Source organism: ANME-2 cluster archaeon (assembly GCA_019429385.1).
GTDB lineage: Archaea > Halobacteriota > Methanosarcinia > Methanosarcinales > Methanocomedenaceae > Methanocomedens_B.
The window spans coordinates 31,839-55,477 of the sequence record JAHYIS010000001.1 but is presented as its reverse complement, the minus strand read 5'-3'; the positions used below and the strand labels follow the sequence as shown (position 1 = coordinate 55,477).

Annotated in this window: 30 protein-coding genes and 1 tRNA gene; 15 read left to right on the top strand and 16 right to left on the bottom strand. The window is 46.7% G+C overall.

Features of this window, described 5'->3' with window-relative positions:
- Positions 1-44 precede the first annotated feature (44 nt).
- A complete protein-coding gene (locus K0A89_00320; protein ID MBW6516937.1) occupies positions 45-263 on the top strand; it encodes a type II toxin-antitoxin system HicB family antitoxin in 219 nt (72 codons plus the stop codon).
- Between the two features lie 2 nt (positions 264-265).
- On the top strand, positions 266-490 hold the full coding sequence (locus tag K0A89_00315) for a type II toxin-antitoxin system HicA family toxin (protein ID MBW6516936.1): 225 nt from the start codon (positions 266-268) through the stop codon (positions 488-490).
- Positions 491-665: 175 nt separating this feature from the next.
- On the opposite strand, the gene K0A89_00310 is transcribed toward K0A89_00315, so the two are convergent.
- From K0A89_00310 to K0A89_00300, 3 genes are all read right to left on the bottom strand, one after another.
- Positions 666-812: a hypothetical protein gene (locus K0A89_00310; protein MBW6516935.1), complete on the bottom strand. Its 147-nt coding sequence runs from the start codon at positions 810-812 to the stop codon at positions 666-668.
- A gap of 274 nt (positions 813-1,086) precedes the next feature.
- Positions 1,087-1,353: a hypothetical protein gene (locus tag K0A89_00305; protein MBW6516934.1), complete on the bottom strand. Its 267-nt coding sequence runs from the start codon at positions 1,351-1,353 to the stop codon at positions 1,087-1,089.
- 15 nt (positions 1,354-1,368) lie between these two features.
- Positions 1,369-1,818 carry a hypothetical protein gene (locus tag K0A89_00300; protein MBW6516933.1) on the bottom strand — a complete coding sequence of 150 codons (450 nt, stop codon included), beginning with the start codon at positions 1,816-1,818 and terminating at the stop codon, positions 1,369-1,371.
- 385 nt (positions 1,819-2,203) lie between these two features.
- Here K0A89_00300 and pgk point away from each other — a divergent pair, with 385 nt between their 5' ends.
- The gene (gene pgk, locus K0A89_00295) at positions 2,204-3,442 is read left to right on the top strand and encodes a phosphoglycerate kinase (GenBank protein MBW6516932.1); all 1,239 of its coding nucleotides are present in this window, start codon (positions 2,204-2,206) and stop codon (positions 3,440-3,442) included.
- Positions 3,443-3,468: 26 nt separating this feature from the next.
- Here pgk and K0A89_00290 read toward each other — a convergent pair whose 3' ends face one another.
- Positions 3,469-5,085 (bottom strand): ATP-binding protein, encoded by a 1,617-nt coding sequence (locus tag K0A89_00290; GenBank protein MBW6516931.1) that lies wholly within the window; start codon positions 5,083-5,085, stop codon positions 3,469-3,471.
- Positions 5,086-5,361: 276 nt separating this feature from the next.
- Between K0A89_00290 and K0A89_00285 the strand changes: the two genes are divergently transcribed.
- The 5 genes from K0A89_00285 to K0A89_00265 all read left to right on the top strand — a co-directional run bounded on the left by K0A89_00285 (position 5,362) and on the right by K0A89_00265 (position 9,098).
- Entirely contained in the window at positions 5,362-5,685 is a 324-nt protein-coding gene (locus tag K0A89_00285) for a roadblock/LC7 domain-containing protein (protein ID MBW6516930.1), read from the top strand.
- A 69-nt stretch (positions 5,686-5,754) separates the two neighbouring features.
- Positions 5,755-6,123 (top strand): metalloregulator ArsR/SmtB family transcription factor, encoded by a 369-nt coding sequence (locus K0A89_00280; protein ID MBW6516929.1) that lies wholly within the window; start codon positions 5,755-5,757, stop codon positions 6,121-6,123.
- A 488-nt stretch (positions 6,124-6,611) separates the two neighbouring features.
- Positions 6,612-6,875, top strand: coding sequence for a hypothetical protein (locus K0A89_00275; protein ID MBW6516928.1), 264 nt, complete (start codon positions 6,612-6,614; stop codon positions 6,873-6,875).
- 1 nt (position 6,876) lies between these two features.
- A complete protein-coding gene (locus K0A89_00270) occupies positions 6,877-7,224 on the top strand; it encodes a hypothetical protein (GenBank protein MBW6516927.1) in 348 nt (115 codons plus the stop codon).
- A gap of 233 nt (positions 7,225-7,457) precedes the next feature.
- On the top strand, positions 7,458-9,098 hold the full coding sequence (locus tag K0A89_00265) for a phosphoenolpyruvate carboxykinase (GenBank protein MBW6516926.1): 1,641 nt from the start codon (positions 7,458-7,460) through the stop codon (positions 9,096-9,098).
- 17 nt (positions 9,099-9,115) lie between these two features.
- On the opposite strand, the gene K0A89_00260 is transcribed toward K0A89_00265, so the two are convergent.
- Complete coding sequence (locus K0A89_00260; protein MBW6516925.1) at positions 9,116-10,123, bottom strand: ROK family protein; 1,008 nt, start codon at positions 10,121-10,123, stop codon at positions 9,116-9,118.
- Between the two features lie 32 nt (positions 10,124-10,155).
- Entirely contained in the window at positions 10,156-10,566 is a 411-nt protein-coding gene (locus K0A89_00255) for a universal stress protein (protein MBW6516924.1), read from the bottom strand.
- Between the two features lie 91 nt (positions 10,567-10,657).
- Between K0A89_00255 and K0A89_00250 the strand changes: the two genes are divergently transcribed.
- Entirely contained in the window at positions 10,658-11,116 is a 459-nt protein-coding gene (locus tag K0A89_00250; GenBank protein MBW6516923.1) for a hypothetical protein, read from the top strand.
- Here the strand turns inward: K0A89_00250 and K0A89_00245 are convergent.
- Entirely contained in the window at positions 11,094-11,519 is a 426-nt protein-coding gene (locus K0A89_00245) for an NUDIX hydrolase (GenBank protein ID MBW6516922.1), read from the bottom strand. The two genes, K0A89_00250 and K0A89_00245, sit on opposite strands and share 23 nt — an antisense overlap.
- On the bottom strand, positions 11,512-12,156 hold the full coding sequence (locus K0A89_00240) for an HD domain-containing protein (protein ID MBW6516921.1): 645 nt from the start codon (positions 12,154-12,156) through the stop codon (positions 11,512-11,514). The genes K0A89_00245 and K0A89_00240 overlap by 8 nt, the downstream gene beginning before the upstream one ends.
- Before the next feature lie 473 nt (positions 12,157-12,629).
- On the opposite strand from K0A89_00240, the gene K0A89_00235 reads away from it, so the two are divergent.
- On the top strand, positions 12,630-13,124 hold the full coding sequence (locus tag K0A89_00235; protein MBW6516920.1) for a hypothetical protein: 495 nt from the start codon (positions 12,630-12,632) through the stop codon (positions 13,122-13,124).
- A gap of 9 nt (positions 13,125-13,133) precedes the next feature.
- Entirely contained in the window at positions 13,134-13,730 is a 597-nt protein-coding gene (locus tag K0A89_00230; protein ID MBW6516919.1) for a hypothetical protein, read from the top strand.
- Between the two features lie 245 nt (positions 13,731-13,975).
- On the opposite strand, the gene K0A89_00225 is transcribed toward K0A89_00230, so the two are convergent.
- The 6 genes from K0A89_00225 to K0A89_00200 form a co-directional block, all read right to left on the bottom strand.
- Positions 13,976-14,398 (bottom strand): PIN domain-containing protein, encoded by a 423-nt coding sequence (locus K0A89_00225; protein MBW6516918.1) that lies wholly within the window; start codon positions 14,396-14,398, stop codon positions 13,976-13,978.
- The gene (locus K0A89_00220; GenBank protein MBW6516917.1) at positions 14,395-14,616 is read right to left on the bottom strand and encodes a hypothetical protein; all 222 of its coding nucleotides are present in this window, start codon (positions 14,614-14,616) and stop codon (positions 14,395-14,397) included. The genes K0A89_00225 and K0A89_00220 overlap by 4 nt, the downstream gene beginning before the upstream one ends.
- A 61-nt stretch (positions 14,617-14,677) precedes the next feature.
- Positions 14,678-16,186 (bottom strand): serine--tRNA ligase, encoded by a 1,509-nt coding sequence (locus tag K0A89_00215; GenBank protein MBW6516916.1) that lies wholly within the window; start codon positions 16,184-16,186, stop codon positions 14,678-14,680.
- The gene (locus K0A89_00210; protein MBW6516915.1) at positions 16,186-16,449 is read right to left on the bottom strand and encodes a hypothetical protein; all 264 of its coding nucleotides are present in this window, start codon (positions 16,447-16,449) and stop codon (positions 16,186-16,188) included. The genes K0A89_00215 and K0A89_00210 overlap by 1 nt, the downstream gene beginning before the upstream one ends.
- Complete coding sequence (locus tag K0A89_00205) at positions 16,446-17,753, bottom strand: DHH family phosphoesterase (GenBank protein ID MBW6516914.1); 1,308 nt, start codon at positions 17,751-17,753, stop codon at positions 16,446-16,448. Before K0A89_00205 ends, K0A89_00210 begins: the two co-directional genes overlap by 4 nt.
- Positions 17,754-17,809: 56 nt before the next feature.
- Positions 17,810-18,268: a 30S ribosomal protein S15 gene (locus tag K0A89_00200; GenBank protein ID MBW6516913.1), complete on the bottom strand. Its 459-nt coding sequence runs from the start codon at positions 18,266-18,268 to the stop codon at positions 17,810-17,812.
- A 254-nt stretch (positions 18,269-18,522) separates the two neighbouring features.
- Between K0A89_00200 and K0A89_00195 the strand changes: the two genes are divergently transcribed.
- Genes K0A89_00195 through K0A89_00185 form a run of 3 tightly spaced genes read left to right on the top strand, consistent with a single transcriptional unit; the run spans position 18,523 to position 21,897 of the window.
- The gene (locus K0A89_00195) at positions 18,523-19,440 is read left to right on the top strand and encodes a hypothetical protein (GenBank protein ID MBW6516912.1); all 918 of its coding nucleotides are present in this window, start codon (positions 18,523-18,525) and stop codon (positions 19,438-19,440) included.
- A gap of 55 nt (positions 19,441-19,495) precedes the next feature.
- A complete protein-coding gene (glyS, locus tag K0A89_00190) occupies positions 19,496-21,235 on the top strand; it encodes a glycine--tRNA ligase (GenBank protein ID MBW6516911.1) in 1,740 nt (579 codons plus the stop codon).
- 50 nt (positions 21,236-21,285) lie between these two features.
- A complete protein-coding gene (locus tag K0A89_00185) occupies positions 21,286-21,897 on the top strand; it encodes a hypothetical protein (protein ID MBW6516910.1) in 612 nt (203 codons plus the stop codon).
- On the opposite strand, the gene K0A89_00180 is transcribed toward K0A89_00185, so the two are convergent.
- Entirely contained in the window at positions 21,894-23,141 is a 1,248-nt protein-coding gene (locus tag K0A89_00180) for an NAD(P)/FAD-dependent oxidoreductase (GenBank protein ID MBW6516909.1), read from the bottom strand. The two genes, K0A89_00185 and K0A89_00180, sit on opposite strands and share 4 nt — an antisense overlap.
- Complete coding sequence (locus K0A89_00175; protein MBW6516908.1) at positions 23,138-23,302, bottom strand: 4Fe-4S binding protein; 165 nt, start codon at positions 23,300-23,302, stop codon at positions 23,138-23,140. The genes K0A89_00180 and K0A89_00175 overlap by 4 nt, the downstream gene beginning before the upstream one ends.
- Before the next feature lie 153 nt (positions 23,303-23,455).
- On the opposite strand from K0A89_00175, the gene K0A89_00170 reads away from it, so the two are divergent.
- Positions 23,456-23,555, top strand: a tRNA-Cys gene (locus tag K0A89_00170).
- Positions 23,556-23,639: the final 84 nt, after the last annotated feature.

Here is a 23,639-nt window from a genome sequence, read left to right as displayed (position 1 = left end):
ACAAACTAATATAATAATAAATCTGGAAAGTGTAAAAAGATATGATCAAACAATTCACAATAGTCATTGAACAGGATGAAGATGGCATATATGTTGCATCCGTTCCAGAGCTTGAAGGGTGCCATACACAGGCAAAAACTCTTGACGAATTAAAAGAAAGAATGAAAGAAGCTATTGAGCTTTATCTCGAAGTTGAATCAGACCTCGTTGATGAAGTGCCATTAGAATTCGTAGGCATCCAGAAGGTCGAAGTAGTTGTATAAAGATGGATAAAATCAAACCTCTTCCTGCCAGTAAAGTCATCAAGGCTCTTGAGAAGATAGGGTTCCAACAGATAAGACAAAAGGGAAGCCATCTGTTTTTACGTCATCCTGATGGACGGACCACCATTGTTACTGTTCATCCAGGTGAAGAAATTAGCAAAGGGATGATTAGAAAGATTATTAAAGATGCTAAGATCACGCGAGATGAATGGCATAGCATAATTTGAAAATTGTCTCATTAATGTGTGCCCTTTCTTTTGATTACAATTTTTGAAAATAACTATTTCAATCCAATCCTATGTAACCACTTTATGCCCCGTTTTTCCAAAAAGAGGTCGTTGACAAAGAGGGACAATCTTTATCTTAGTTAACGGGTGGAATGCGGATGACATTTCACCCTATTTAACAACTATTTCCGCCCCCCCTATTCCTCGCCTCAATATCAAAAACCTGCCCTCCGATAGTTGAACCCAAAAATTCGGCCACAGCTTTCTTCACTCCCCCAGCCCCCTCAGCCACAGCATAGACCGCCCGCCCGAACGAACTCATGCCTGTTCCATAAGCACCCTGCTCCCATTTTGGGATTTCGCTTCTTAAGATTCCTTATTATTATCTAATCTTCCATTCAGATCACCCCAAAATCCTCCTGCTATTAAATGGGAAGATTTTTAGTAAATAGGGTGGGTCAATTTTCAATGGGAAAAGTGGGTCAATTTTAGGTGGGAATTTTCAGAACCGTTATCACAAGAAATTATTGATTTTCTGTAGATACCTGCGGAAAGTGAGATAAATTACCATTTTGTCAGATCGAGACATCGTATTGTCAAAGGTGCTCCATAATTTTATTAAGTTCTCCCTGTTCCAGTATTTTTCTATCCACAAATACCCTCACATCCTCTTCACCCACATTGTTAAACCATTTGACCAATCGGATACAATTACCCTCAATCTCAATTCCGGTTATGCATCGAGGATGAACACAACTTCCGTCATTAAAATAATAAGGCTTTTCTTCTTTTTTATGTATCCTGCCCTCTTTAGATAGAGAGTTGAACATTGGCCGATGTGTATGACCGGCAATAACAAGCAAATGATGTTCTTTAGCCTAATTGAAAATTTTATCCTCTACTTTATTTCGAGTTCCGAAATTCTTAGCAGGACTGGTGGGGTCATTATACCCGAACACATTTTGCAGCAATTTCCAGATATGTTTCAATATGAACCGTGAGACATTTCTTCCCAGCCAATGTTCAAATAAGAACTCTACTTGATGGCCATGGACTACGAATATTTTATCCCCTATTGTAATTCCTTCATATACCTTCGTTATTCCAACAAGTTCTTCGAGCTCTTTTTGAACATTTTCATCGTTATTCCAGTAACTATTATGATTACCCCAGATCAAAGTCAGCCTGTCTTTTTTGGCAAATTGAACCATTAATCCGAACATATCATAATATTCTGTCTTGATGTCACTGAAATAGTTATTCTCCCAGAGTTCATCACCATCCCCAATTTCTACATAGGAGTAATCTCTATGAAAATAATGGTTCAAGGTATGAGAAAAAAGTAACTTATTATTTGCAAAATCATCTGACCAATCCCCTACTCCACGATGAATATCACTGAATAGAATTATTTTTGTAGAATCATTTAATTCTATTCTTTTCTGTGTAGAATTAAATACCCTGGTTAAACCTCAGGTAGTAACCATACGATTTCCCCCTTCATACGTTTAATGAACCAACTTCAACGTATAAATTGTGTAAACACTTATGCATTGATATATTTTTCCCTGAAAATGTTGGGAGGTAAGATGATTTAAATGAGTTCAATCTTTTTACCATAACACAAAACCAACCATTACAAAAAGGTTAAATTACCCCCACACCATAATTCAGAGCAGATATTTTAGGAAAATAGGACCGAGGTACATACACTTGTCAACCAGAGACTATCTTACCATTGACGATTTTAACTTATCAGGTAAAACGATTCTATGCAGGCTTGACCTGAACTCACCCATGACCCCTGACCAGGGTATCCTTGACGACAAGCGGTTCAGGAGTTCACTGACCACGCTGAATGAACTGGAAGATTCGCGCCTGGTCCTCATGAGCCATCAGAGCCGGCCCGGCAAACAGGATTTTACCACCATGGAGCCCCATGCAAAGCAATTATCCAAACTACTCGGCAGGAAAGTGAAGTACATTGACGATATCTTCGGCTCCCGTGCCGTCTCAGAGATAAAGAAACTCAAGGACGGCGACGTCCTTATGCTGGAAAATGTCAGGTTCTTTTCAGAAGAAAGCATGATACGCTCTGCCCAGGAACATGCCAGGTCAGTCATGGTACAGCGTTTGTCCCCATTAATGGACTTCTATATGAACGATGCCTTTGCGGTATCCCACCGCTCGCACCTGTCCATCATGGGATTCACCCCCCTACTCACCAGCATAGCAGGCAGGCTGATGGAAAAAGAAATTACTTCTCTGAGCCGGGGGTGTGAAGACAACACCCGTCCTTGTGTGTATGTGCTGGGCGGGGCCAAAGTAGACGACTCGCTCAAAGTGACCGAGCACGTACTGGCAAATAAAAAAGCTGACAGGGTACTGCTAACAGGTGTGGTGGCGAACATCTTCCTGGCTGCAAAAGGAGTCGACATAGGCAAACCCAACATGGAATTCATCAGGTCACAGGGATATGCAGACCTCATACCAGAGGCAAAACAACTGCTGGACAGGTTCAATAATCATATAGGGCTGCCCATAGATGTTGCCCTGAACAAGGATGGGGGACGGGTGGAAGAATCCATTGAACTTTTGAACACGAACCATAACTCAAACCTGCCTATCCATGATATAGGACTGGAGACCATTGTGTCGTTCTCAAAGGAAATACAAAATGCCCAGACCGTGATCATGAACGGGCCTGCCGGTGTGTTCGAGAATGAGATATTCTCCCTGGGTACCATGGAACTTATTGAAGCTGCTACAAAATCAGGTTTCAGTGTCATTGGCGGAGGTCACATTGCAGCCGCCCTGTACAAGCTGGGTATAGAAGCCAGAATTGACCACGTAAGTACCGGTGGAGGGGCATGTCTGGATTTCCTGGCCGGTGAGAAATTGCCTGGTATCGAGGGGCTCAAAGAGTCAGCCTCACGGTATCGCGCAAAGTAGCGCCCCGAAACCCTGATAATATTAATTCATTTATTTGACCCGAAGACCTTTTTGAACAAACCCCCACCCTGAGGCTTTGGAGGCGATTCCTTGCGTGGCGGTTGCGCAGGTGGTGCCCGACTTTCAGCAGGTAATTTTACTTCTTTTGGTACCGTCTTTCGCTGGCCTGTAGGTTTTGCGATATTTACCGACTCGCCGCCATGCCTGCTCTTGCGCACCCTGATATCCACCAATATCGGCTGCTCAATGTCATTGGATACCAGCATAGCAACACCGGGCGGTAGCCTCTTTAATTCCTCTTCCACCTCGCTGCTCACACCTTCCAGCCCCTTGCTGATAGCCTTCAGGTCATTGGGATTGGTCATCTTCATGATTATCTGGGTATTGCACTGGCTCAGCACGTTCTTGTCAACCCGGGCCGGACGCTGGCTGATAACCATCATACCCAGCCCGAACTTGCGCCCCTCGGAAGCAATGGTACGCAATATCTCAGTACTCTGGGTCTTGTCAAATCCTCGCTCGGGACAGAAATTATGGGCTTCCTCAACCACCAGCATACCGGGCGGCACAATCCCCATCTTCCTTGCTTCGAACAGGTCACCACACAGCTTTGCAACGATCATGGACTGTAACTGGGGAGCTACACCTTTCATGTCTATGATAGCAGCCCTGCCCCGGCTGAACAGTTCATCCAGGGTGGTGGGTTTATCAGACAGTATGTTCACATCCCGGATCGATTCCAGGGATGCAATGACGTTCCATTTCAGTTTACTCTTGCTATTCCCCACTTCGAATATGATATCATCAAGGCTGTAATGCTCCATCTCGGCCCGTATCTTGCTAATAGCCTCGAACAGGATACCCTGCATGTTACTGGATTTTTCATCAGGGAGTATCTGTATCAGGTTCTGGGGAGACAGGTTCATGCCGTCCAGCCGAAAAACATCATCCGCGTCAGGATTCAGCACTTTGTTGGCAGGCGTGTACACCGTTATCTTTGAGGCATACCCTCTGGGCGATACGCCGAATTTAGTGTACAAACCTTCCTGGCTTCCGGCCCCCGGTTCTTTGAGCGAACTGTATTCCCCGTGAGGGTCAATGATAAGAAGCGGTACATCCTGTTCCAGTATCTCTTCAAGGATAACAGCCGCAGTGTATGATTTCCCGCTGCCCGTCTTGGCAAGGATGCTGCAATGCTTCTGGATGAGACTGTTCATATCAAGGGTGACTTTGATGTCGTGTCCTTCAAGCAGGCCCATATATACATCACCATGGGACAGTCCCAGGGTCGAACGTATCAGTTGATGGTCCGCAGCGAATACTTTATCTCCCGGAATAAATGGGGTTCTGGGCGACCTGAGCAATCCATCATCGCCCCTGCTGCCTATTACTGCGGCTTCAGCGACCAGGTTGCTGTTGGGGCTCTCCATCTTTCCACCACCAGCAGCATCAACGGCCTCGTCCAGTTTGAAATCGTCACTGCTGCGGGTCATTGATATGACCTGGGAAAGTGTCCAGCCTTCGTTCTCATGCCAGACTTTTACGTAATCCGTACGTTTTACCTCGCTGCTATTGGGCACAGCGAACCTGAAATCATGTGTCCCTGTTTTTCCATAAATTATGCCTATTGAATCTTTTGCCAATGTAATTCATCCCCTCATGGAATGTGTCCATTCACCTATATTACCTGCATCAATGATATGTAATATGCAAAACTTATAATTATATTGATAGATGTAGTTATTATGTTAATAATTAAAAGGTCAGAATTATATACATTCCCAGTGAGAATGCATTACTAAAAACACTCATAATTACTTGAATGTATCATTGATACCCATAAATGGATACTATTTGGTTGGAGATATGGCAACAGCACTATTACCAAATTGAGGGAACTGCTTATCGGTTTTAATACCATGAAAGGCATAGAAGCAGTCGTTGTTACAAGCCGCAGCGGTATCAATATTGCTTCATCGGTCCCGCAAAAAGCCAATCCTGACACACTGGCAGCCATGAGTTCTGCATTGCAAAATGCTGCCGATATTTTGACAAGTCAGATCAATAAAGATAGTGCATACCGCGTGGTAATTGAATGTGAACGTAACAATATTATCATTGTAAGTGCAGGTCAAAAAGCCCTGCTTATGGTTCTTACCAATGAAAAATCGATTCTGGGTCCGCTATTTATGCAAATAAGTAATCTTTCCGTGAAGGTAAAGGAATTGCTGGAAAATGATTGAAATCCATCTTTTGATTGCAAGGTTATTTACCCTTCAAACTGAATCCCTATACAAGAGATGATTGAGTAAATGGCTGGAACTGTTACGACCAATGGTCCGGAAAAAAAGGGGTGTATTATTCCTTACGAACTTTCATCTGAAATGGACGCCAGCGTAAAAAAAGCAATGCATGAGGATGTCACGAGAGCAGCATCCCTGTTCAAAGTGCTTGCAGACCCTGTCAGGCTCAGAATTCTCAAAGCGCTGGAAATATGCGACCTGTGCGTGTGCGTGCTTGTCGAGATTACCGACTACAAATATCCTGCCCTTTCCTATCACCTCAAGCTGCTCAAAGATGCGGAGCTGGTTGGCTCAAAACGCGAAGGAAATTTCCAGATATATTTCCTGACAGAATTTGGGATTAAAACAACCAGATCATTAAGTAACGTGCCGGGATAAGATATTATCTGTTCTTATGTGGCACTATACGTTATTTTTATTTTATCAGTAGCTCTTCAACTTTTGTCATAGCATGCTGGATGGAATTATTTTTTGAATGTTGCGGGATTGTTGCCGCTATATGTAGCTAGATATAATAATTTTATATTCAATAATATATATATTACTGAGGGGATGTCATGGAGTCGAAATCTTCATTCGTATCTAAATGCAAAAAAAACCTTACCAAATATTTGACAGGTATTAACGCCAAAGCAACTGTCAACGTAATGGAAAAACATCAATTATCCAGTTTTAATGATTCTGATACTCTTCCACAGGACGTAATAGATAATTGCGTCAGTATACTATCAAAAAGGCTCAACATGATGGCGGGCGGGAAATCTTCAAGTTTGTTTCTAAATGATATGAAGGTGTGAAATAAGTCCGAAATAGTTGAAATTTTAATGTCTCCTGGCATTCAGGCGATATCATGGTTTGCTTGTATAATGTTTGCAATATATTTTGCTTCATATGTACAAAAATTAAGTTTCAGTGAAGATACAGGTACCAAAGCATGGGAACTTATAGCGGGGGGATTGTTCCTGATAGGTCTAAGAGTCATTTTCAAGACCTTTTTCCCGGAACTTTCTGACAGTTATGGGTTGCAGGTTGCACGATATTCCCTTGGCATTATAGGAATAATCATCTTATTTTTAGGATTCCTGAACTACCAATCTGTATTGAAAAGAATGTTCGGAGAGAGTGATTAACATGGCACTTGCTACAGAATTCTTAACAACATCCATAAATAATCTCAGGGTGGCTGAAGATTCGATTTCAGCAATTCTATTATTAATTATTATTGGAATATTGATACATACTAATGTAAAAATAGTAAAGAAAGGCCCAACAGCAAAAGGACTGTGGGGCCTGACAATCGGTCTGCTTCCCTTTTTGTTCTGGAAGTTGCTGGGAGCAATAAGAAGGATTTTTATTGAATCATCCAATCCCCTCTATACTCCGCTTAGCAACTTTGGCGAAGTTATGGAAGCGGTGTCTGCACTGACGATATTGGTCTCGTTGTTGTTTATGTATCTCATGATAAGGCCAAGGAAATGATGTTAGCTTAAAGCATCTCTTTTGTGCCAGAAAATTTACCACTCGCGGTTTATTCGTGAGTGGTACTTTTTTGGCACGTTTCTTCTATTGGGTTATTATTTTAATCTATTTTTTGGAATGATATTTTATTCAGTAAGAATATCCTGGTTACCCTTTAATGAGTAATTCAACCGATACAATGGAATGATTGAAAACCGACACAATAAAATAGTACGCGTTCAAGGAATACATGAATGGAAGTACTTGGAGAAGTAACAAGGATCATTACCGGACTTCAAAGCCAGGCGAATGTGGTCTTCCCCACAGACCAGGAATTGCAGAACCTGGCCGAAAAAGTAGGGAACATAACTGAATTTGGCAATTTCAATTTTTCGACATCGGTCAAAGGCAGGAGTGCCGGGGTGACTGTCCATATAGGTAGTCCGGAAGTGCAACTGCGGACAGGAAAGAATGCGCAGCAAAAGATACTGGATAACCTTTCCAACACTCTGGATACATTATCATCGTATCTTCAAAGAGCACCTATTGTGTGCACAAAACGCAAGATGTGCGACAATAATGAATACAGTCCCGAATGTACCATGTATGTCTCGACCTACAGGAAGGATTCTATCAGGCTTGCCTATATGTGGACCAAACTGTTGTTCGATGCCAATACCATCCCAAAGACAGCCATCAGCCCGAAATTGAACCTTGTTTATGTATCTGAATGGCAGGAGAAGGATAGGCAGATACTCGTTTTCCCTGAGGTCGGGGTCACATTCGTACTGGGTTCGGATTACCTGGGTGAGGCAAAGAAGGGATTTTTACGAATGGCCATGTGGTTTGCCAAAGCTCATGATATGCTTGGCATCCATGCAGGCGCCAAGATGGTGCGGGCCAGGACGCCTGAGGGCAGTCTTAAACAGTACAGCATGCTGTTCTTCGGTCTGTCAGGGACTGGCAAGACCACGCATTCATGCCACGACCATGGCCTGCTGGGCGAGGGGGAAGGTGTCGAGATAGTCCAGGATGATATTGTATTGCTTAAAAAGGACGGGTCTGCCCTGGGTACTGAAAAGGGTTTCTACCTCAAGACCGATATTTATCCAGAGCATCAGCCGCTGATATACCGGGCAGTCAAAGGACGTGAAGCAGTGTTCGAGAATGTGATGGTGGATTATACCGGTAAGGTAGGGTTCCTGGATGATACCCTGACCGGTAACGGACGCGGTGTGATACAGCGTACCGACCTGGGTGAGGAGAACATCACTGATTCAATTAACCTCCCGCCACTGAGCAAAATCGATGGCATGATCATTGCTTTCATCACCCGCCGGAATACCATAGTACCAATGGCATCCAGATTGACAACCGAACAGGCGGCTGCATATTTCATGCTTGGCGAATCCATCGAGACCTCTGCAGGAGACCCTACCCGGGCGGGCGAATCCGTGCGCGTCGTCGGGACCAATCCGTTCATTGTCGGTAATGAAGAGGACGAAGGCAACTGGTTCTATGATTTTCTCAGGAACAACAGGAATAGCGTGCAGTGCTACCTTCTCAATACCGGTGGCTCGGGTGAGATTGTAGAAGTGGATGATAACGGCCGCAAGGTCATCAAACAGAGGGTCAACCGGATAGAGATACCCGAGATGGCGTCCATTATCCGCAACATCGTCCGCGGTACTATAGAATGGGCAGATGAACCTCTTTTCGGTACCATGGTAGCACGGGAAATAGAAGGTGTGGACCTGGAGCGTTTCAGTCCGGAAACCTACTATACTGCCGGGGAGATCAAAGCGATGGCTGACACACTGAACAAAGAACGTGTTGAGTACCTGGCACGGTATCCGGGACTCAAAAAAGAGATAGTCGATTCAATTAAAAGATAAGGTAGTGTACCCTGCAGCTACCTGTCCAGCATGATCACCGGAGGTGCATGTTCCCACAGTCTCTTATCCTGCCATTCCCGTATCCAGTCACCAGGCATGACAAGGCTTAACGCAGCCATATCCCCCAGGTAGGAGCCAAGTGCGGATGGCCTTATATCCACCTCTTCTGAGAGCACAGGGAACGACCGGTAGAACTCGTCCCTGATGGCAGGTAGCAGGATATCAATGTTGTTCATGAACACGCTACCCCCGATAACAATAACCTTTGTATCCAGTATGGCATTCAGGGAGGCCAGGCCCCTGGCAAAGTTCCTCACGGCCCTGCTGATGATCTCATTGGCCTTCCGGTCCCCACTCCGGCAAGCATTGAACACGTCCTCTGCGGTCCCACCCCCACCAAGATCCCGGGCAATGGCCACCCCGGACACCAGGGATTCCATGTCCCCGAAATTACCGCAACCACACCGGGGACCGCCCTCTGCCAGGTATATGTGCCCGATATGAGGAGCATTGCCGTTCTTACCATGTATCAACCTGCCGTCACTATAGGCGCCACTACCAATTCCCGTGCTCCAGGTGATATATACCAGGTCATCTTCGCCCCTGCCTGCACCGAACAGCCTTTCGGCCACTACTGCAGCCACAGCATCATTCTCTATCTTCAAAGTGCTCCACCGGCGTGATAATACAGCTTCCAGTGGTATCCGGGTCCAGTTATTGGAAATGATGCCTTTGCCTTTTACAAGCCCGCCACACAGGTTGGGCGCCACCAATTGCACCTGGCCCGTTTCTTTCACAAAAGGACCGCAGGAACTAACACCCACAGCCATGATAGTATCCGGCTGAACTCCTGATTGTTCGCAGGCATATCCTAACAGAAAATCAACTTGCTCAGGTATTACCGTATGGGTGCCTTCGAGCCTGGTATGCTGGTAGACCTTGACTGGGATCCCCCCGGCATTTGCCAGACTTACGGTTATTTTTGTGCCGCCAATATCCACACCAGCCAGATACGGTCCGGTCATAGTAACGAACTCCATTTATCTAACATTGTCCTTCATATCTCATAGTTGGGCGGTACTCCCAGTACCAGCACCTTTGAATTACGAAGCACTTTTTCGGTAACACTGCCTGCCAGCTTCTTCAGTCCGGTCTTGCCATGTGTGCCCATGATTATCCTGTTCACACCCCTTAGATTCGCGGTGTCGATTATCTGGTCTGCAGGGTCTCCATTCTCAATAAGGGTGGTGATACAGGCTTCATCCAGACCCTCGTTAATCATTGATTCCTTGTAGACCTGAAGCAGTTTTTGAGCTCCTTCCTCCATCCACTTTTTCCTTTCCTGGCCAGAGGGAGCTATTACATGTAAAAGAAAAATCTGGCCTGAGTGCAGTTTAGCTATTCTCAAAGCTACCTGTGCAGCCCTTTTAGAATATTCAGACCCGTCTATGGGGAGCAGTATTTTCATCGGACTTTAATTGTTATCCATAATATATTTAAATCATATGAAGTAAGATTAGATGTAATACAATGGTTGTCATACATTGGACGGGAAGACCATGAAGTACGAAAAATTCAAGAAAATGGATAAAAAAGACCATTCACAGGTCACAAGGTTGTTAAAACAGACAACGCATCTCACGGCCAGGGAATGGGTTATTGCCCGGCTCTGTGCAGATTTCAAGAATGCGGGGGGGCGATGCGAGATGACCTGGATCGGAAAGAACCTGCCTGAGCTTGTGCCTTTTTGCAATGAACCGTATTCAAGGCAGGAGGTTTCCAATGCCAGGGCTTCGTTCAAGAATAAACTTGAGCGCTCAGGCACCACATTGTTCTATTCATATTACAGCGGGCTAATTTCAAAGAACGAGATGCTTGACATACTGGAAAAGATCACGACAAACATAAGCGTCCTGCTGGATATGGAAGACGGGAACAAAAGTGAAAACCATGCCGAAGATGTGCAGGGTATGATGTTAGAGGTACTGCGTCGCATCAATGCAGAACTTGATGCATAAGTTCCTGTATTTTCTGCCGCCCCGTATTAATGACCTGAAGATGGTCAAAGGCCAGGGGGGGCAGGTCGTCAAGGTCGAACAGCGCTACATCCTGTGCATCCGAGGATGCTTGCAGGGTACCATGGCCTATTGCAGCAAAGCAGATGCTAACAGTATGTCCTCTGGGATCGCGGCCCGGTTCAGAGAACACGCCCACCAGCCCCTTCAAATCCACACTGAGACCTGTCTCCTCGTGTGCTTCACGCATAGCAGCCTCTTCCACGGTCTCACCGACCTCAACAAACCCTCCGGGCAATGCCCAGTGGCCCTGGAACGGGGGATTCCTGCGGCGAATAAGAACGAGCTTCCCGGTTGACACGATCAATATGTCCACGGTCAGGAGGGGGGTTTGGGGTTTACTCATCCTGCTGCCTCCTGCAACATGTTATTTCGCCTGCCAGTTGCTCCACAAATCCGTTCAGGAACCTGCTGCGCTCCTCAGCCATCTGGCGGGCAGTGACGGTATGCATTGTGCGTGGGAGATGGGTAAGTTTTGAGAGGATATGGTCCAGTGCATATTCATCCCCGTCCAGTTGCCTGTGCTCTCCCAGGGGGTCGCCGGAATGGTACAGTGAACGGTTCATTGCACCCGAATATGCGAAGGTCATGGCTGCCCCCACAGCTCCCGAAATGTCCAGCCTGTCTGCGTCCTGCAATATCCTGGCTTCCAGTGTGTCCGGTACTACTCCTGAACTATGGCGGTGATGCTTTATTGCATAGACCACGGCAGGAATATTCCGGGATGGAAATCCTGCACCGCTGAGTATACCGGGTGCCAGTTGTGCGGATATGACAGCATGGTCAGTATCCGGGTCCTTGAACTCGGCAGGGCGGCCGATGTCATGTAACAGGGCAGCAGCTTCAAGGACCTGACTATCACCACCTTCTTCCTGAGCAAGATACAGGCACAGGTCCCGGACACGCAAGGAGTGGGTGATATCGTGACCTGCACTGGGTGCGTTTTCCAGAATACTTCTGGCCGCGTTTTCGATTTGTTTCATTATACGAGACATTTTCTTACCTATATTTTGATGTTATCCTATTAAAATAACTGCTGATGCGACCGGGAACAGTACTGGCTACTGGTAAAAAATGAAATGTAAAAATGGAACACAATGATAAAAACCAGATTGCAGTTATAAGCCGGATTGAGTTCAATGAGACGAATGAGGATTACGTCAGGAAGGTGTCGTTGGTCTTTCGATGTTTCAGGTTTGTGATGGCACATTGATGCAGGAGATAAGGAGGTCCTCCAGTGATATCCCTGTAATATGCACAATATCATTTAAACACCTGCCAACCCCCATAAAATAGAGTGAGAGCAGTTCGGGATGACCACCTGGATGAAGGGAAGGGAAGAGAAAAGAAAAGAAAAGAAAAGAATGGCAAGAGAGTTTAACTACTGTCTCATTGACAGAGCACCAGGCAACCATACTTAAGAGAATTTATATAGATAACAAATATATTTTTTTATATGGAACCTATAGATGATCTAATTCTGATAAATGGCAGGCTCACCATACTGGTTGCATTTGGGCATGGCGGGGAAGTGGAGAAAACTCATCTTACAGAACTATTGGGCTCTGAAGTTATTGCAGAAAGATGGAATAAGCCCATTGTATTTGATACGTCAGAAGTTGTAGCGTTTATTACTACAGGCAATGATATCATCAAATGTCATGCTAATATATCTACTGATATTTTTATCGCAGGTGTTTCGATAGTACGTATTGAAGTGGAGATAAGGGACCGTATTATCATCAATAGCATAATGGATGCAATTCATTCCATTAAGATCATTCTTGATGGGCTTGATTTTCATTCCTTTACCAATAAAAAGATAAATGAAGTCCGTGAAAAACTCAATCCGGGAAAGAAGATATCGTATCATCCCGTCATAAACCGATATATCACCCTGAAAATACGAGATTATTTGCCCAGACTGGACGAAAAAGGTCTAAAAGAATAATATGGAGAATTGATCACTCGTTTCCTCTCAGGGGAAACGTCCATTCGTGCATTGCATGGTAAAGAGATCGCAGAAAAAATGGGAACTGACCTCTCGTATTATGATGAAGATCTGTATCTTGTTTCATCAGAGGGTGCTTTCATCCTGGGCTGTGAGGATTATCAAGAGGATCTTCGGGAATTGCTTGAACTTTCGATTTCGCTTTTACTTTTATTCCAGATATATGACCGCAAAATTGATTCGGAGATTGCAAATGCTTTTTTAGCAATTAAAAAACTCCAAAGTTCAAGGTTTTACACCTTATCATGGGCACCGAAATTTGAGAAATCATTGCTCAGGGTAAGCGAGATCGAACTTGTTATCCTTGATGATATTGAAGACCTGATGAACCCCCATAAGATCAGTCCTGACTGGTACTATCAGTCTGTGTATATGAGGATGCTCAATACGCTTAAGGTGTGGGATTTTGAAAAAGTTGTGCAGCATAAGATTGATACCCTGCAGGAGCTTTACAATATGGCGAGGCAATTTTCCACCGAACGACTGAACATCTTACTTGAAATTGCCATTGTTGCGCTTATATTATGGGAAGTGGTTACCTGGTGATTCTATTTGGATAGCTGTCACCAGGTTAATCTTCAGGTATTGGATTAAGTGTTTGGTTTAGGAATTAAGTTCCCGCATCCTAAAGGAACCGTATCCCCTCGGGCAACTCACCCACAATCTCCCTGAAAGCATCCGGCCACTTATCCGGGTCCAGCCCCTTCCGGGCATAAAAAGCACTCGCCCAGCGCTCAAGCCCGATACCGCTGCATCCCGACCATAATTCCTACTTCTTCTGGCATTTCAAATTAAAACTCTTTTGGGTGACATACTTCTATCCCAACCCGTCCTTTTATTCTTTGTAAAAAATCTTTATCGTCCAGTGTTACAAGGACTGCTTGGTGCTTCAGGGCGGTTTCAAAATAAATAGAGTCCAATGCATAAGTCCCGTATAGCGCCCCCGTATAACCTGCATTAGTACAGAAATGAACGTCACACAATTCCCATATAGAGACCATGCGCAGGAGGTTGTTCTCCAAAGTCTTTCCTGCTTCCATTCCTAAGTACTTTGAAATGTTTCGTATAACCTCAGTTAAGCAGATCGCAGGCTCAATAAGATAGAATTTACCATCAGCTACTGCCTGTATTACTCGTCTACAATCAGAAGAATAAGTCTCTTCCCCTTTTATTGAGGCAATAAAAACATTTGCATCAATGCAAATCGGTTTCATTCATTATGTCTCCTGTCCTTTTTTGTCATCTCAAGGACAGGCGGGGCTGTTTTGGGCCATTTCGTTTCGAGCCTTTTTGCTTCAGTAAGCCATGCTCTTGCTGCGGATTTAGTTTCCTCTTCATTTATGCCACTACCGCTTTCGAGAACCATCTTTCTTAAGTCATGTACCTGTTCGTCTATAGATGCTATTTTCTCGATAATCTCACCATCTGCCATGAATCTTATTTTTATTCTTGTTGTTTAAATAGTTGTGTGAGGTTATCGACATAATCCCATCCTAAAGGAACCGTATCCCCTCAGGCAATTCCCCCACAATCTCCCTGAAAGCATCCGGCCACTTATCCGGGTCCAGCCCCTTCTGGGCATAAAAAGCACTCGCCCAGCGCTCAAGCCCGATACCGCTGCATCCCGACCACAACTCCTGGTTGCTCTGGCACTTCACATTGAACCCTTTCGGATACTTATCCCCGTTCACGCTCATGTTCTGGAATTCCAGCCACTCGCTGTCCTCGCCCCGGTACGGCATTACAGCCTCGTAATCTATAGTACCCACCCTCGTCTCGGTTGCTAGCCCGGCCAGCCCTTCCTGCGCCATGAACCATGGTGTCACCCAGGCAGTCCTCCACTCCAGGTCCAATATATCATTGAAAATATGCTTGTACCGCTCCTGCATAGCCTCGGAATGAGCAACCACCTGGTCAGGGGTACCCAGGAACACCAGTTCGATACGGTGGAACTCATCCACCCGCTCCATACCATGGATGCCCCCGCTCTCATACCTGTGTGACGTGCCGCTGCGGTCGAACACATACAGAGGCAGCCCGTCATCAGGCATGGTCTCACCCTGCAGGAACGGCCAGAACGGCGGGCACTGGGCATAACATAGTCCGCCAATAGGCTTGTCGATCTTCTCTGCTATCTTGTCAAGAGGTACTTCCAGGGTCACCTTATAATGGTCAGCCACCTCTTCCCAGAACTCGGGGTCACGGGTCTTGGGCGGACATACATAGTATATCTCAGGATACACACCCTTGGCATGACCTGAACGCTGCCACACATCCCAGGTCACCAGTTTGGGGAATATCATCTCCCTGTACCCCAGCGGTTTCACGATCTCCTCGATAACGATACGCTCAAATGCCCGAAACACAGCAACGCTCTGCGGCCCGTGTATCCACTGGCCCCTGCTGGCTCCCCGCTTTATCCAGCCCCGTTTCATCATCTCCTGGGTAGGGTCATCGGTGAACACATGCTCCTTTTTGCCGCTCTCCCACAGCAGGTTCCAGTGCTCGCCCTTACCACCGTAGGACTGGGCAGCCACCTTATCCTCGATAAGAGTGATGATACGGTCGGGGATGCGTTTTTCTATCTCAGACTCCCCCACATCCAGTGAAAGCACAATGGCGCCGTCAATGTATTCCATGCTGCTCACATACGGTATCTTCAATGCCTTCAGCGGTTTCTCTGATGGAATAGTAACCGTGTATTCTGCAATGTCAATACCCCTGATTCCGATACGATGTCCCTTGCCCAGCAGTTCAGCCAGAGGTTTTCGAAGCCGCAGCATGGCATCGTGTACTCTTACGAACCTGCCGGATGTTATCTCCAGTTCAATACCGTTATCATTCACTTCCACCGATGTTATCTCGGCACCCTTACCCTCGGGTGCTCCTTTAGACAAAATGGTAGTCCTGGCATTTTCCAGCAGCTCCAAAATCTCATCCTTTGCCGGACCGGGGTCGGCACTGGTCCTAAACGTTCCTTTAATCCTGAACCGAAGTTCCATTAATCATCATCCTCGCTATCCTTTTTTGTATCTTTTTTGACTGCTCTTATAATATCGTCCGCTATCCTTGCATTCATAATATAATCGTCCACAGTGGCAATTAACGTTCCTATTTTTTCTGCCTCAAAATATGTGGTCACCGATTTTTCTCCATACTCGGTAGTGGTGTTTTTCAGGTTGTCGGGCTCAATTGAGCGGATTATCATTTCAGCCACTTCAGGTGCATTCTCGCTCTTTATCACGATCTTCCCCCTTATCCTCATGCCAGCTGACCTCCCACGATACTGTTCACAACACCCAGGAACTCTTCACTTTTTCCGGGAGGTATACTTCCCCCAGAGGCTATATCGTGACCGCCCCCCTGTCCCCCCACGCTTATGGCAGCCTCGCGCATGGCTACAGCCAGGTTCAACCCGCCATCCACCAGATCCCGGGTGCCCCGTGCCGATACCTTGACCATGTCCTCCACCTTGTTCAATGTAATGAAAGGCTTGTCCGGGTACACATACCGTATCAATGTACCGCTGATGATACCGGTACCCGTTACATTTTCCAGGACCACGTACCGTATATGTTCCATTTCCTTTACCAGGGACTGCGCCGCACGTACCTGTTCCACTATTGTTTTCTGGTATCTGGACGATAATACCCGCGCCTCAGCCACCACATTTGCATCCCTCATGCACAGGGAAATACCCAGAGCAGGCTGGTCCATTTTCCCGCAACAGTTAAGCATCCATTCAAGGCTGTATATGTTCGAAACCACTTCCCGGTTCAGTATGAACACATCCCCGACCAGCGATTGCACTGCTCCCGGTTCTGCACGGGGAGCGATTTTCAGCGCCAGGGCCGAGGCCAGTCTGGTCTGTTCTTCCAATCCCATATCCTGCAGGGTACCGCTTATCCCCAGTTCATCCATGAACTGCCTGGTAGCATCCTCGTCGCCTGCCGTGTCCAGGTAGGGCTCGGTCATTGTCTGTAACACCTCCCTCACATCACCATCCATGATCCGAAGACCCGGTTTAACGGAGACAACTCCTGCATCCACAGCCTCCCGTACTATCTCTGCGTTGGCCCCTTCCATTGTCTGCTTATCCCCGATGGCACCGGTAAGTGCCAGCCCTGCCAGGTCAACATTGTCGTTCATGGCGCGAGCCACACAGTAGGCTGTACCTGATGCTGATAAAAATCGTGAACCGTCTATATCCACCATCATCGGGTTGATCTGGACGCGCCCGCTATGATCCCCCACTATCTGGTGATGGTCGATAATTATTACATCGTCCTGTACCTGTTCCAGTAATTCGGGCTGGCCGCTGCCCATATCACAGAACAGGACAGCACCGCCCTTTTCATACACATGCGAATTGACCCTGTCTATGACCTGCTGGTTGAGAGCACTGACAATACTTGTCTGGAATATAATATTGGACCGCAGGCATGCTATGGACATGATACCTGCAGCCGTTATACCATCCGCATCGTTGTGGGAAATGATCCGTATAAAACGGTAATCTTCAATGGCCTTTGCTACCTTATGTCCAAGAGAAAGCAACGCTGAAGTCATTAAGGGATAATAGTAAAAATAGATGAAATAGTTGATGGATATACCATCAACTAAAACTACTGGATGATTAAACGCTCTGCAGTCTTGGGATCGTATTTCCAATCTACAGGCAAAACACCGGACCGGCGGTAGTATTTACCCAGGCGCCTTACCTTTGCTTCGGTAGTGTTGAGGGTTCTCTTGTTGTGCTGGTCCTTGTGGTTAGCGATCAAATGTTTCCTGAGTCTCAAGGCTTTGGTCACCAGGTTAGTGAAGTCTTCAGGCAATTCATGTGCAGCATCATTTTCTTTTAGTATCTTGCTAACCTTTTTACCTGTTGACAAGGTGATGTCAGGAACACCATACATGTCCCTCAGGATAATGCCTACTTTACTGGTGGAATTATCCAGTTTGGAAAGTTCCACTACTTTTTTCTCGATCTCATCTGCTGATAACGTGATCCACTCTGGTGCTTCTTTTCTCAGTGGTTTTGTTGATCTTGACTGTCCCCTTCTCCGGGTATGCATTCTTGCCAATTATTGTTCCTCCGATTATAATAATGTTGAAATATTCTCTATTGGTTATTTGTTGTGGCGTGGCAAAGTGGACTTATTACCACACGATATAATATATATGTTGTGTATACCTGAACGTCTCATTATTATTGGGACCCCCCTGATATTCAAAGGGATAGATGGGCTTGAAATGCGTGTCCGCTGTCTCTATCCTGACATTCTCAGCCCGTACTTCATCCGTATAATTCTTATAGTGAGATTGTAGATTAGTATACATGAGCGAGAGTCTGGAAAATATCATCAGCAAAGGATTTCATGTATGGAGCCGCAACCTGAACATCTGTATCCCTCTTATTGTTAATTACCTACTACAGGTGGTTGTCATGTTTATAGCTGCCGTGGTCGGGATATTGATATTGTTTGGAACCAGTTCTCTCGATAGTATTGCTACTATGGATGACAACGAACTGTTACAACTCATGTCGGCCTCTATCGGTGGGAACATCGCGACATTCGTTGTCCTGGTCATCCTGGTCTTTGTTGTTCTGCAACTCTTCCAATCCTACTTTTTTGCAGGAGCGGTGGGTATGAGCCAGAGTGCCATTGCCGGAGGTGATACCTCGATTGCAGATATGTTCAACGCGGCCGGCAGTAACTTCATGAATGTCTTCATGGCCAACGTGATCATTGTTCTGGTAGAACTTGCCGGCATCGTGTTCGTGGTACCGGGCGCAATTCTGGTCAGGAACAATTGGGAGCTTATTGATTCCAGCCAGTTTGCAGGCGGAATACTGCTATTGTTCATCGGTATGCTAATATGGTTACTCTACCTGTTGATACTGGGTTTACTGTTCTCAGTGATTATTTATGTGATCGTAATAGAGCACGTAAGCGCGCTGGACGGTATCACTGAAGGGGTCAGGTTCTTTTTAGACAATAAGGTAAGTGTTTTCATTATGTGGTTTATTGTTTTTGTAGTATCTGCTGTTGTTGGTTTTGTATTTTACATCACCGGCAATCTCATTGCATTGACAGGCAGTGACAGCCTGAATATTGCATGGTCCTTTGGCAGCCAGTTCATTCTTCTGGTAACCCTGCACCCGTTGATAATCGTGTGGTGGACCCGGCTGTATATGGTGAAAACAGGAAAAAACATATACATCAATGAACTGCTTATCGAGCCGTGGGGGTAAATACTATTTATCCGGCCGACATCAATGAGCCGTATAAACAGGACATGTGATGGATATGGATAAATACGACAGTGTTATCGAACTGGCAAAGAGGCGGGGCTACCTCTGGAATTCATTTGAGATCTATGGTGGCACGGCCGGGTTCTACGATTACGGGCCCCTGGGTGCCATGCTGAAACGCAGGGTGGAGAACATCTGGCGTGATATATTTGTCATCAACGAAGGATACTACGAGATAGAGGTACCGACCATAGGTATAGAAGATATTTTTGTGGCTTCGGGACATGTTGGCGGCTTTTCAGACCCCCTGACCGAATGCCAGAAATGTCATGAATCTTTCAGGGCCGACCACCTGGTCGTGGATGTTACCAGCAACCCTGATACGCTGTCCTCTGATGAACTTACTGGAATCATACAAAACAATACCATCAAATGTCCCGAATGTGAAGGCGAACTGGGCGCCGTGTACGAGTTCAACCTGATGTTCAGTACCAAGATCGGTCCCGGTTCCAAGCGTATCGGTTACCTGCGCCCTGAGACCGCGCAGGGTATGTTTGTGGATTTCCCCAGATTATTGCGGTTCTACAGGGACAAACTGCCCTTTGGCGTCACCCAGATAGGAAAAGCGTACCGTAACGAAATTTCCCCGCGCCAGGGTGTTATTAGACTACGGGAATTCACCCAGGCAGAGGCCGAGATCTTCGTGGACCCCAGGGACAAGAGCCATCCCGGCTTTGACAGCATCAGGGACCATACAGTAACATTATATTCAGACCCGGCCCAGTCGTCAGGCCAGGACAGCAGGGAAATGACCCTGGGCGAAGCCGTGGAGCAGGGTACCATTGCCCACCAGTTCCTGGCATATGCCCTTTCCCTGACCCAGCAGTTCCTGCTGAGAGTGGGCGTATCCCCTGACAGGTTACGGTTCAGGCAGCACATGAAAGATGAGATGGCACATTATGCAGTGGACTGCTGGGATGCCGAGATTCTATCAGACAGGTTCGGCTGGGTGGAGATAGTGGGTATCGCCGACCGTACCGACTATGACCTCAAGGCCCACAGCCGGGTCAGCAAGACCGACCTTTCAGTGTACGTGGAGTACGCAAAGCCCGGGGTCATTGAGAGAACGGCGGTCAAACCGAATATGGGCAAGATAGGGCCTGTGTTCAAAGGCCAGGCAAAAGCCGTGATAGATGCATTGAATTCAATGGATGCCGAAAACCTGTCCGGTGATGCGATAACAATCAATGTCGACGGGGAAGAGGTGACCATATCACCTGATATGTTCGAAGTCCGGCAGTTGACCGAGACCATCAACGGAGAAAACATCGTGCCCCATGTCATTGAACCTTCCTTCGGGATCGACAGGATCATCTATGCAATCCTGGAACACGCCTTCAGGGAAGAAGAAGTGGAAGGCGAGGAAGAGGGCAGGATCGTCATGGGACTGAAGGGCGAAGTTGCACCGGTGCAGGCCGCTGTACTGCCGCTCCTGACCCGTGATGAACTCAAAGGACCGGCAAGGGAAATAGAATCAGCACTCAAGCACAGAGGCGTGATGGCAGAATATGACGATTCCGGTACGATTGGCAGGCGTTACCGCAGGAACGATGAGATAGGCACACCGTATTCCATTACCGTGGATTACGAAACCCTTGAGGACGGTACCGTCACTATCCGCGACCGCGATTCCATGAAACAGGTCCGCTCTCCCGTTGATACTATCGCAGATACCGTACACGACCTTATACACGGCACTATCAGGCTGGAAGATGCCGGCACCCTGATCGCATAATGGCGCCGGGAACGAATTAAGGTACTCCGGTTGAATAATAGTGTATAGTTATGTCGGTCATCCTCTCAAAAGAGTTATTGCGTAAATCCATTCACCTGACAGGGATGCTGTTCCCTGCAATATACTATTTCACAGACCGCTTTACCCTGCTGTTCTGGCTCAGCCTGATAGTGATCGTGATATTGCAGTTCGAATGGATGAGACTGCGCGGATATATCAGTTATCCTGCGGTCCTTCTGCGCCCGTCTGAAGAGCACAGGGTGGCAGGTTATGTTTATTCAACAACTGCAGCCTTTATTGTCATTGCACTGTTCCCGAAGACCATTGCCATCGCTGCAATAACGATGGCAGTCCTGGGTGACTTTTCTTCGGGTATTGCCGGTGCGGTTTGGGGTAAAAAAGCCGATGTGAGACAGATGAGCCTGCCGATAAAACCGAAACCCATACTGCTGGTAATGCTGGTGGTAAGTTTTTCAACCGGATATCTTGCAGCCAATGCGCCCGGACTGGCACCCCTGCCAGTCTATTCTTTGGCATTGGGCGCCCTTGGTGCCACGCTGGCTGACGGGGTACCCTGGCAGATACGCGGACACGTGTTCGATGATAATCTGACGATTCCTCTGGTTTCAGCGATGTTGATGCTGGTATCCTCGGGAATTTAGATATTGAGCAGTGTCAGGGTGTTCTTGACTCCCAGAGCGATACCCTCAACCTCGATACCGCCTTTGCCCTTAGCGCCATCCCCCACAATGTACAGTCCTCTTATAGGTGTGGAGTTGCCAGTGCATGAACCTGATTCCGCCCGGTTCACGGGCCATCCGTCCCGGTAGCTCTGGATCATCAATACCTCGTATTCCTTGCCCTTGAATATCTCCTCAAGGTCCTTGAGCCCCAATTCGATCTCATACTGGACATCATCGGATTGCAGCGCCTGGTGTGACATGATGAGATGTTTTCCCTCCGGAGCCAGGGCCGGGTCAACATTGGTGACCTCGTTGATGCCATTTATCCTTTGAGCATAGGGTGTGAACAATACACCGCTATGCCCTATCAGCGGCCTGGGTGCCCCGAGGCAGATCTTGATACCTGCAGATGGCATGGTTGATTCCACTGCTCGCATGTATTCCCTGAACTCATTGGTGCCGGGGTGGTCATATAACCGGGCTGTTTCCTTATGCCCGATATCACTGATGACCACATCCCCGAGAATGGTCTCGCCGCCCGTTTCCATGCCCACAGCCCTGCCGTCCACTATCAATATCCTGTCCACCTGCCGGTTGGTATGGATAGTACCAGCGCCAGAAAGTATGACCTGCTCCAGGGCGTCAATGATGGCACTGCATCCCCCTATTGGTATCCCGGGACCGCCATACCGGCGCATGTTCTCGACAATTGCCAGTGTCTCACTTGCAGACACCTCCTCACTGCGCATACTTAATGCCCAGCCGCAAAACGCATCCGCCAGTTTAACGAGCCAGGGGTCGTTTATGAATGGAGAGAACCAGTCTTTAAATGAACCTTTCGTGGGTTTTACGATCCTGGATTTGAAGGTGAGGTAGGTCAATTTCAGCTTGTTGGTCCAGGAAAGGGGGCTGGAGAAGTCATAGAATGATATGTCCTTAGTACCGCCATTATCAGGTATCCTGAGCACACCCATTGGTGACGAAGGAACAATATTCACGTCAGTATCCAGCTGCCTGAGCATGGTTGCCAGCGGACCCTTGTTGCCATGGGGTATCATGTGCAGGGCGCCCGTTGTCAGCTGGTAACCTTTGTAGTCCAGGTTGATGAACCGTCCGCCGATTACGGGCAGGCGCTCAAATATTTCTACCGTGTGCCCTTCCCTGACCAGCCGTGCTCCGATGAGCAGTCCGCCTAAACCGCCGCCTACTATCAGGGCTTTCATAGCTCATCCTCCTTAATGGCACCCAACGGGCAATATGGCATACAGATACCGCACCTGGTACATTTGTCACTGATACTTGCCCTGCCATAAACAGAGATGGCTTCGCTGGGACAGAATACTACACACTGGCCGCATCCTACACATTCTGTACTGATTATCATGTTACCCCGGTAAGATTTATGATGAAAATAGCGATTAATCGTATATAAAATATAAGTCTGAGCAGCTCAAATAATATGAGTCATGTTGATTCTATTCCCTTGCCAGTATCAAAACAATTATTTACTATAATGCATATTTACAGCCATCAACGTGCCAAGGTGGCGGAGCGGCTACGCAATCGCCTGCAGATAAGCACATGATCATGTGCTGGCAGTAAGCGGTTACACTCCGGTTCGAATCCGGACCTTGGCTTTTATTTTTATTGTTCAACGGGAGATCGAATACCTGAATTACGTTCTTTTTTATAGTGAAAAACAAATCAATATTTACTCATTA

Excerpts from the sequence above, each read along its gene's own strand:
- K0A89_00315 (MBW6516936.1), top strand. The coding sequence starts at position 266 with ATGGATAAAATCAAACCTCTTCCTGCCAGTAAAGTCATCAAGGCTCTT.
- K0A89_00310 (MBW6516935.1), bottom strand. The coding sequence starts at position 812 with ATGAGTTCGTTCGGGCGGGCGGTCTATGCTGTGGCTGAGGGGGCTGGG.
- K0A89_00285 (MBW6516930.1), top strand. The coding sequence starts at position 5,362 with ATGAAAGGCATAGAAGCAGTCGTTGTTACAAGCCGCAGCGGTATCAAT.
- K0A89_00280 (MBW6516929.1), top strand. The coding sequence starts at position 5,755 with ATGGCTGGAACTGTTACGACCAATGGTCCGGAAAAAAAGGGGTGTATT.
- K0A89_00275 (MBW6516928.1), top strand. The coding sequence starts at position 6,612 with ATGTTTGCAATATATTTTGCTTCATATGTACAAAAATTAAGTTTCAGT.
- K0A89_00270 (MBW6516927.1), top strand. The coding sequence starts at position 6,877 with ATGGCACTTGCTACAGAATTCTTAACAACATCCATAAATAATCTCAGG.
- K0A89_00265 (MBW6516926.1), top strand. The coding sequence starts at position 7,458 with ATGGAAGTACTTGGAGAAGTAACAAGGATCATTACCGGACTTCAAAGC.
- K0A89_00260 (MBW6516925.1), bottom strand. The coding sequence starts at position 10,123 with ATGACCGGACCGTATCTGGCTGGTGTGGATATTGGCGGCACAAAAATA.
- K0A89_00255 (MBW6516924.1), bottom strand. The coding sequence starts at position 10,566 with ATGAAAATACTGCTCCCCATAGACGGGTCTGAATATTCTAAAAGGGCT.
- K0A89_00250 (MBW6516923.1), top strand. The coding sequence starts at position 10,658 with ATGAAGTACGAAAAATTCAAGAAAATGGATAAAAAAGACCATTCACAG.
- K0A89_00245 (MBW6516922.1), bottom strand. The coding sequence starts at position 11,519 with ATGAGTAAACCCCAAACCCCCCTCCTGACCGTGGACATATTGATCGTG.
- K0A89_00240 (MBW6516921.1), bottom strand. The coding sequence starts at position 12,156 with ATGAAACAAATCGAAAACGCGGCCAGAAGTATTCTGGAAAACGCACCC.
- K0A89_00235 (MBW6516920.1), top strand. The coding sequence starts at position 12,630 with ATGGAACCTATAGATGATCTAATTCTGATAAATGGCAGGCTCACCATA.
- K0A89_00225 (MBW6516918.1), bottom strand. The coding sequence starts at position 14,398 with ATGAAACCGATTTGCATTGATGCAAATGTTTTTATTGCCTCAATAAAA.
- K0A89_00220 (MBW6516917.1), bottom strand. The coding sequence starts at position 14,616 with ATGGCAGATGGTGAGATTATCGAGAAAATAGCATCTATAGACGAACAG.
- K0A89_00215 (MBW6516916.1), bottom strand. The coding sequence starts at position 16,186 with ATGGAACTTCGGTTCAGGATTAAAGGAACGTTTAGGACCAGTGCCGAC.
- K0A89_00210 (MBW6516915.1), bottom strand. The coding sequence starts at position 16,449 with ATGAGGATAAGGGGGAAGATCGTGATAAAGAGCGAGAATGCACCTGAA.
- K0A89_00205 (MBW6516914.1), bottom strand. The coding sequence starts at position 17,753 with ATGACTTCAGCGTTGCTTTCTCTTGGACATAAGGTAGCAAAGGCCATT.
- K0A89_00195 (MBW6516912.1), top strand. The coding sequence starts at position 18,523 with ATGAGCGAGAGTCTGGAAAATATCATCAGCAAAGGATTTCATGTATGG.
- glyS (MBW6516911.1), top strand. The coding sequence starts at position 19,496 with ATGGATAAATACGACAGTGTTATCGAACTGGCAAAGAGGCGGGGCTAC.
- K0A89_00185 (MBW6516910.1), top strand. The coding sequence starts at position 21,286 with ATGTCGGTCATCCTCTCAAAAGAGTTATTGCGTAAATCCATTCACCTG.
- K0A89_00180 (MBW6516909.1), bottom strand. The coding sequence starts at position 23,141 with ATGAAAGCCCTGATAGTAGGCGGCGGTTTAGGCGGACTGCTCATCGGA.
- K0A89_00175 (MBW6516908.1), bottom strand. The coding sequence starts at position 23,302 with ATGATAATCAGTACAGAATGTGTAGGATGCGGCCAGTGTGTAGTATTC.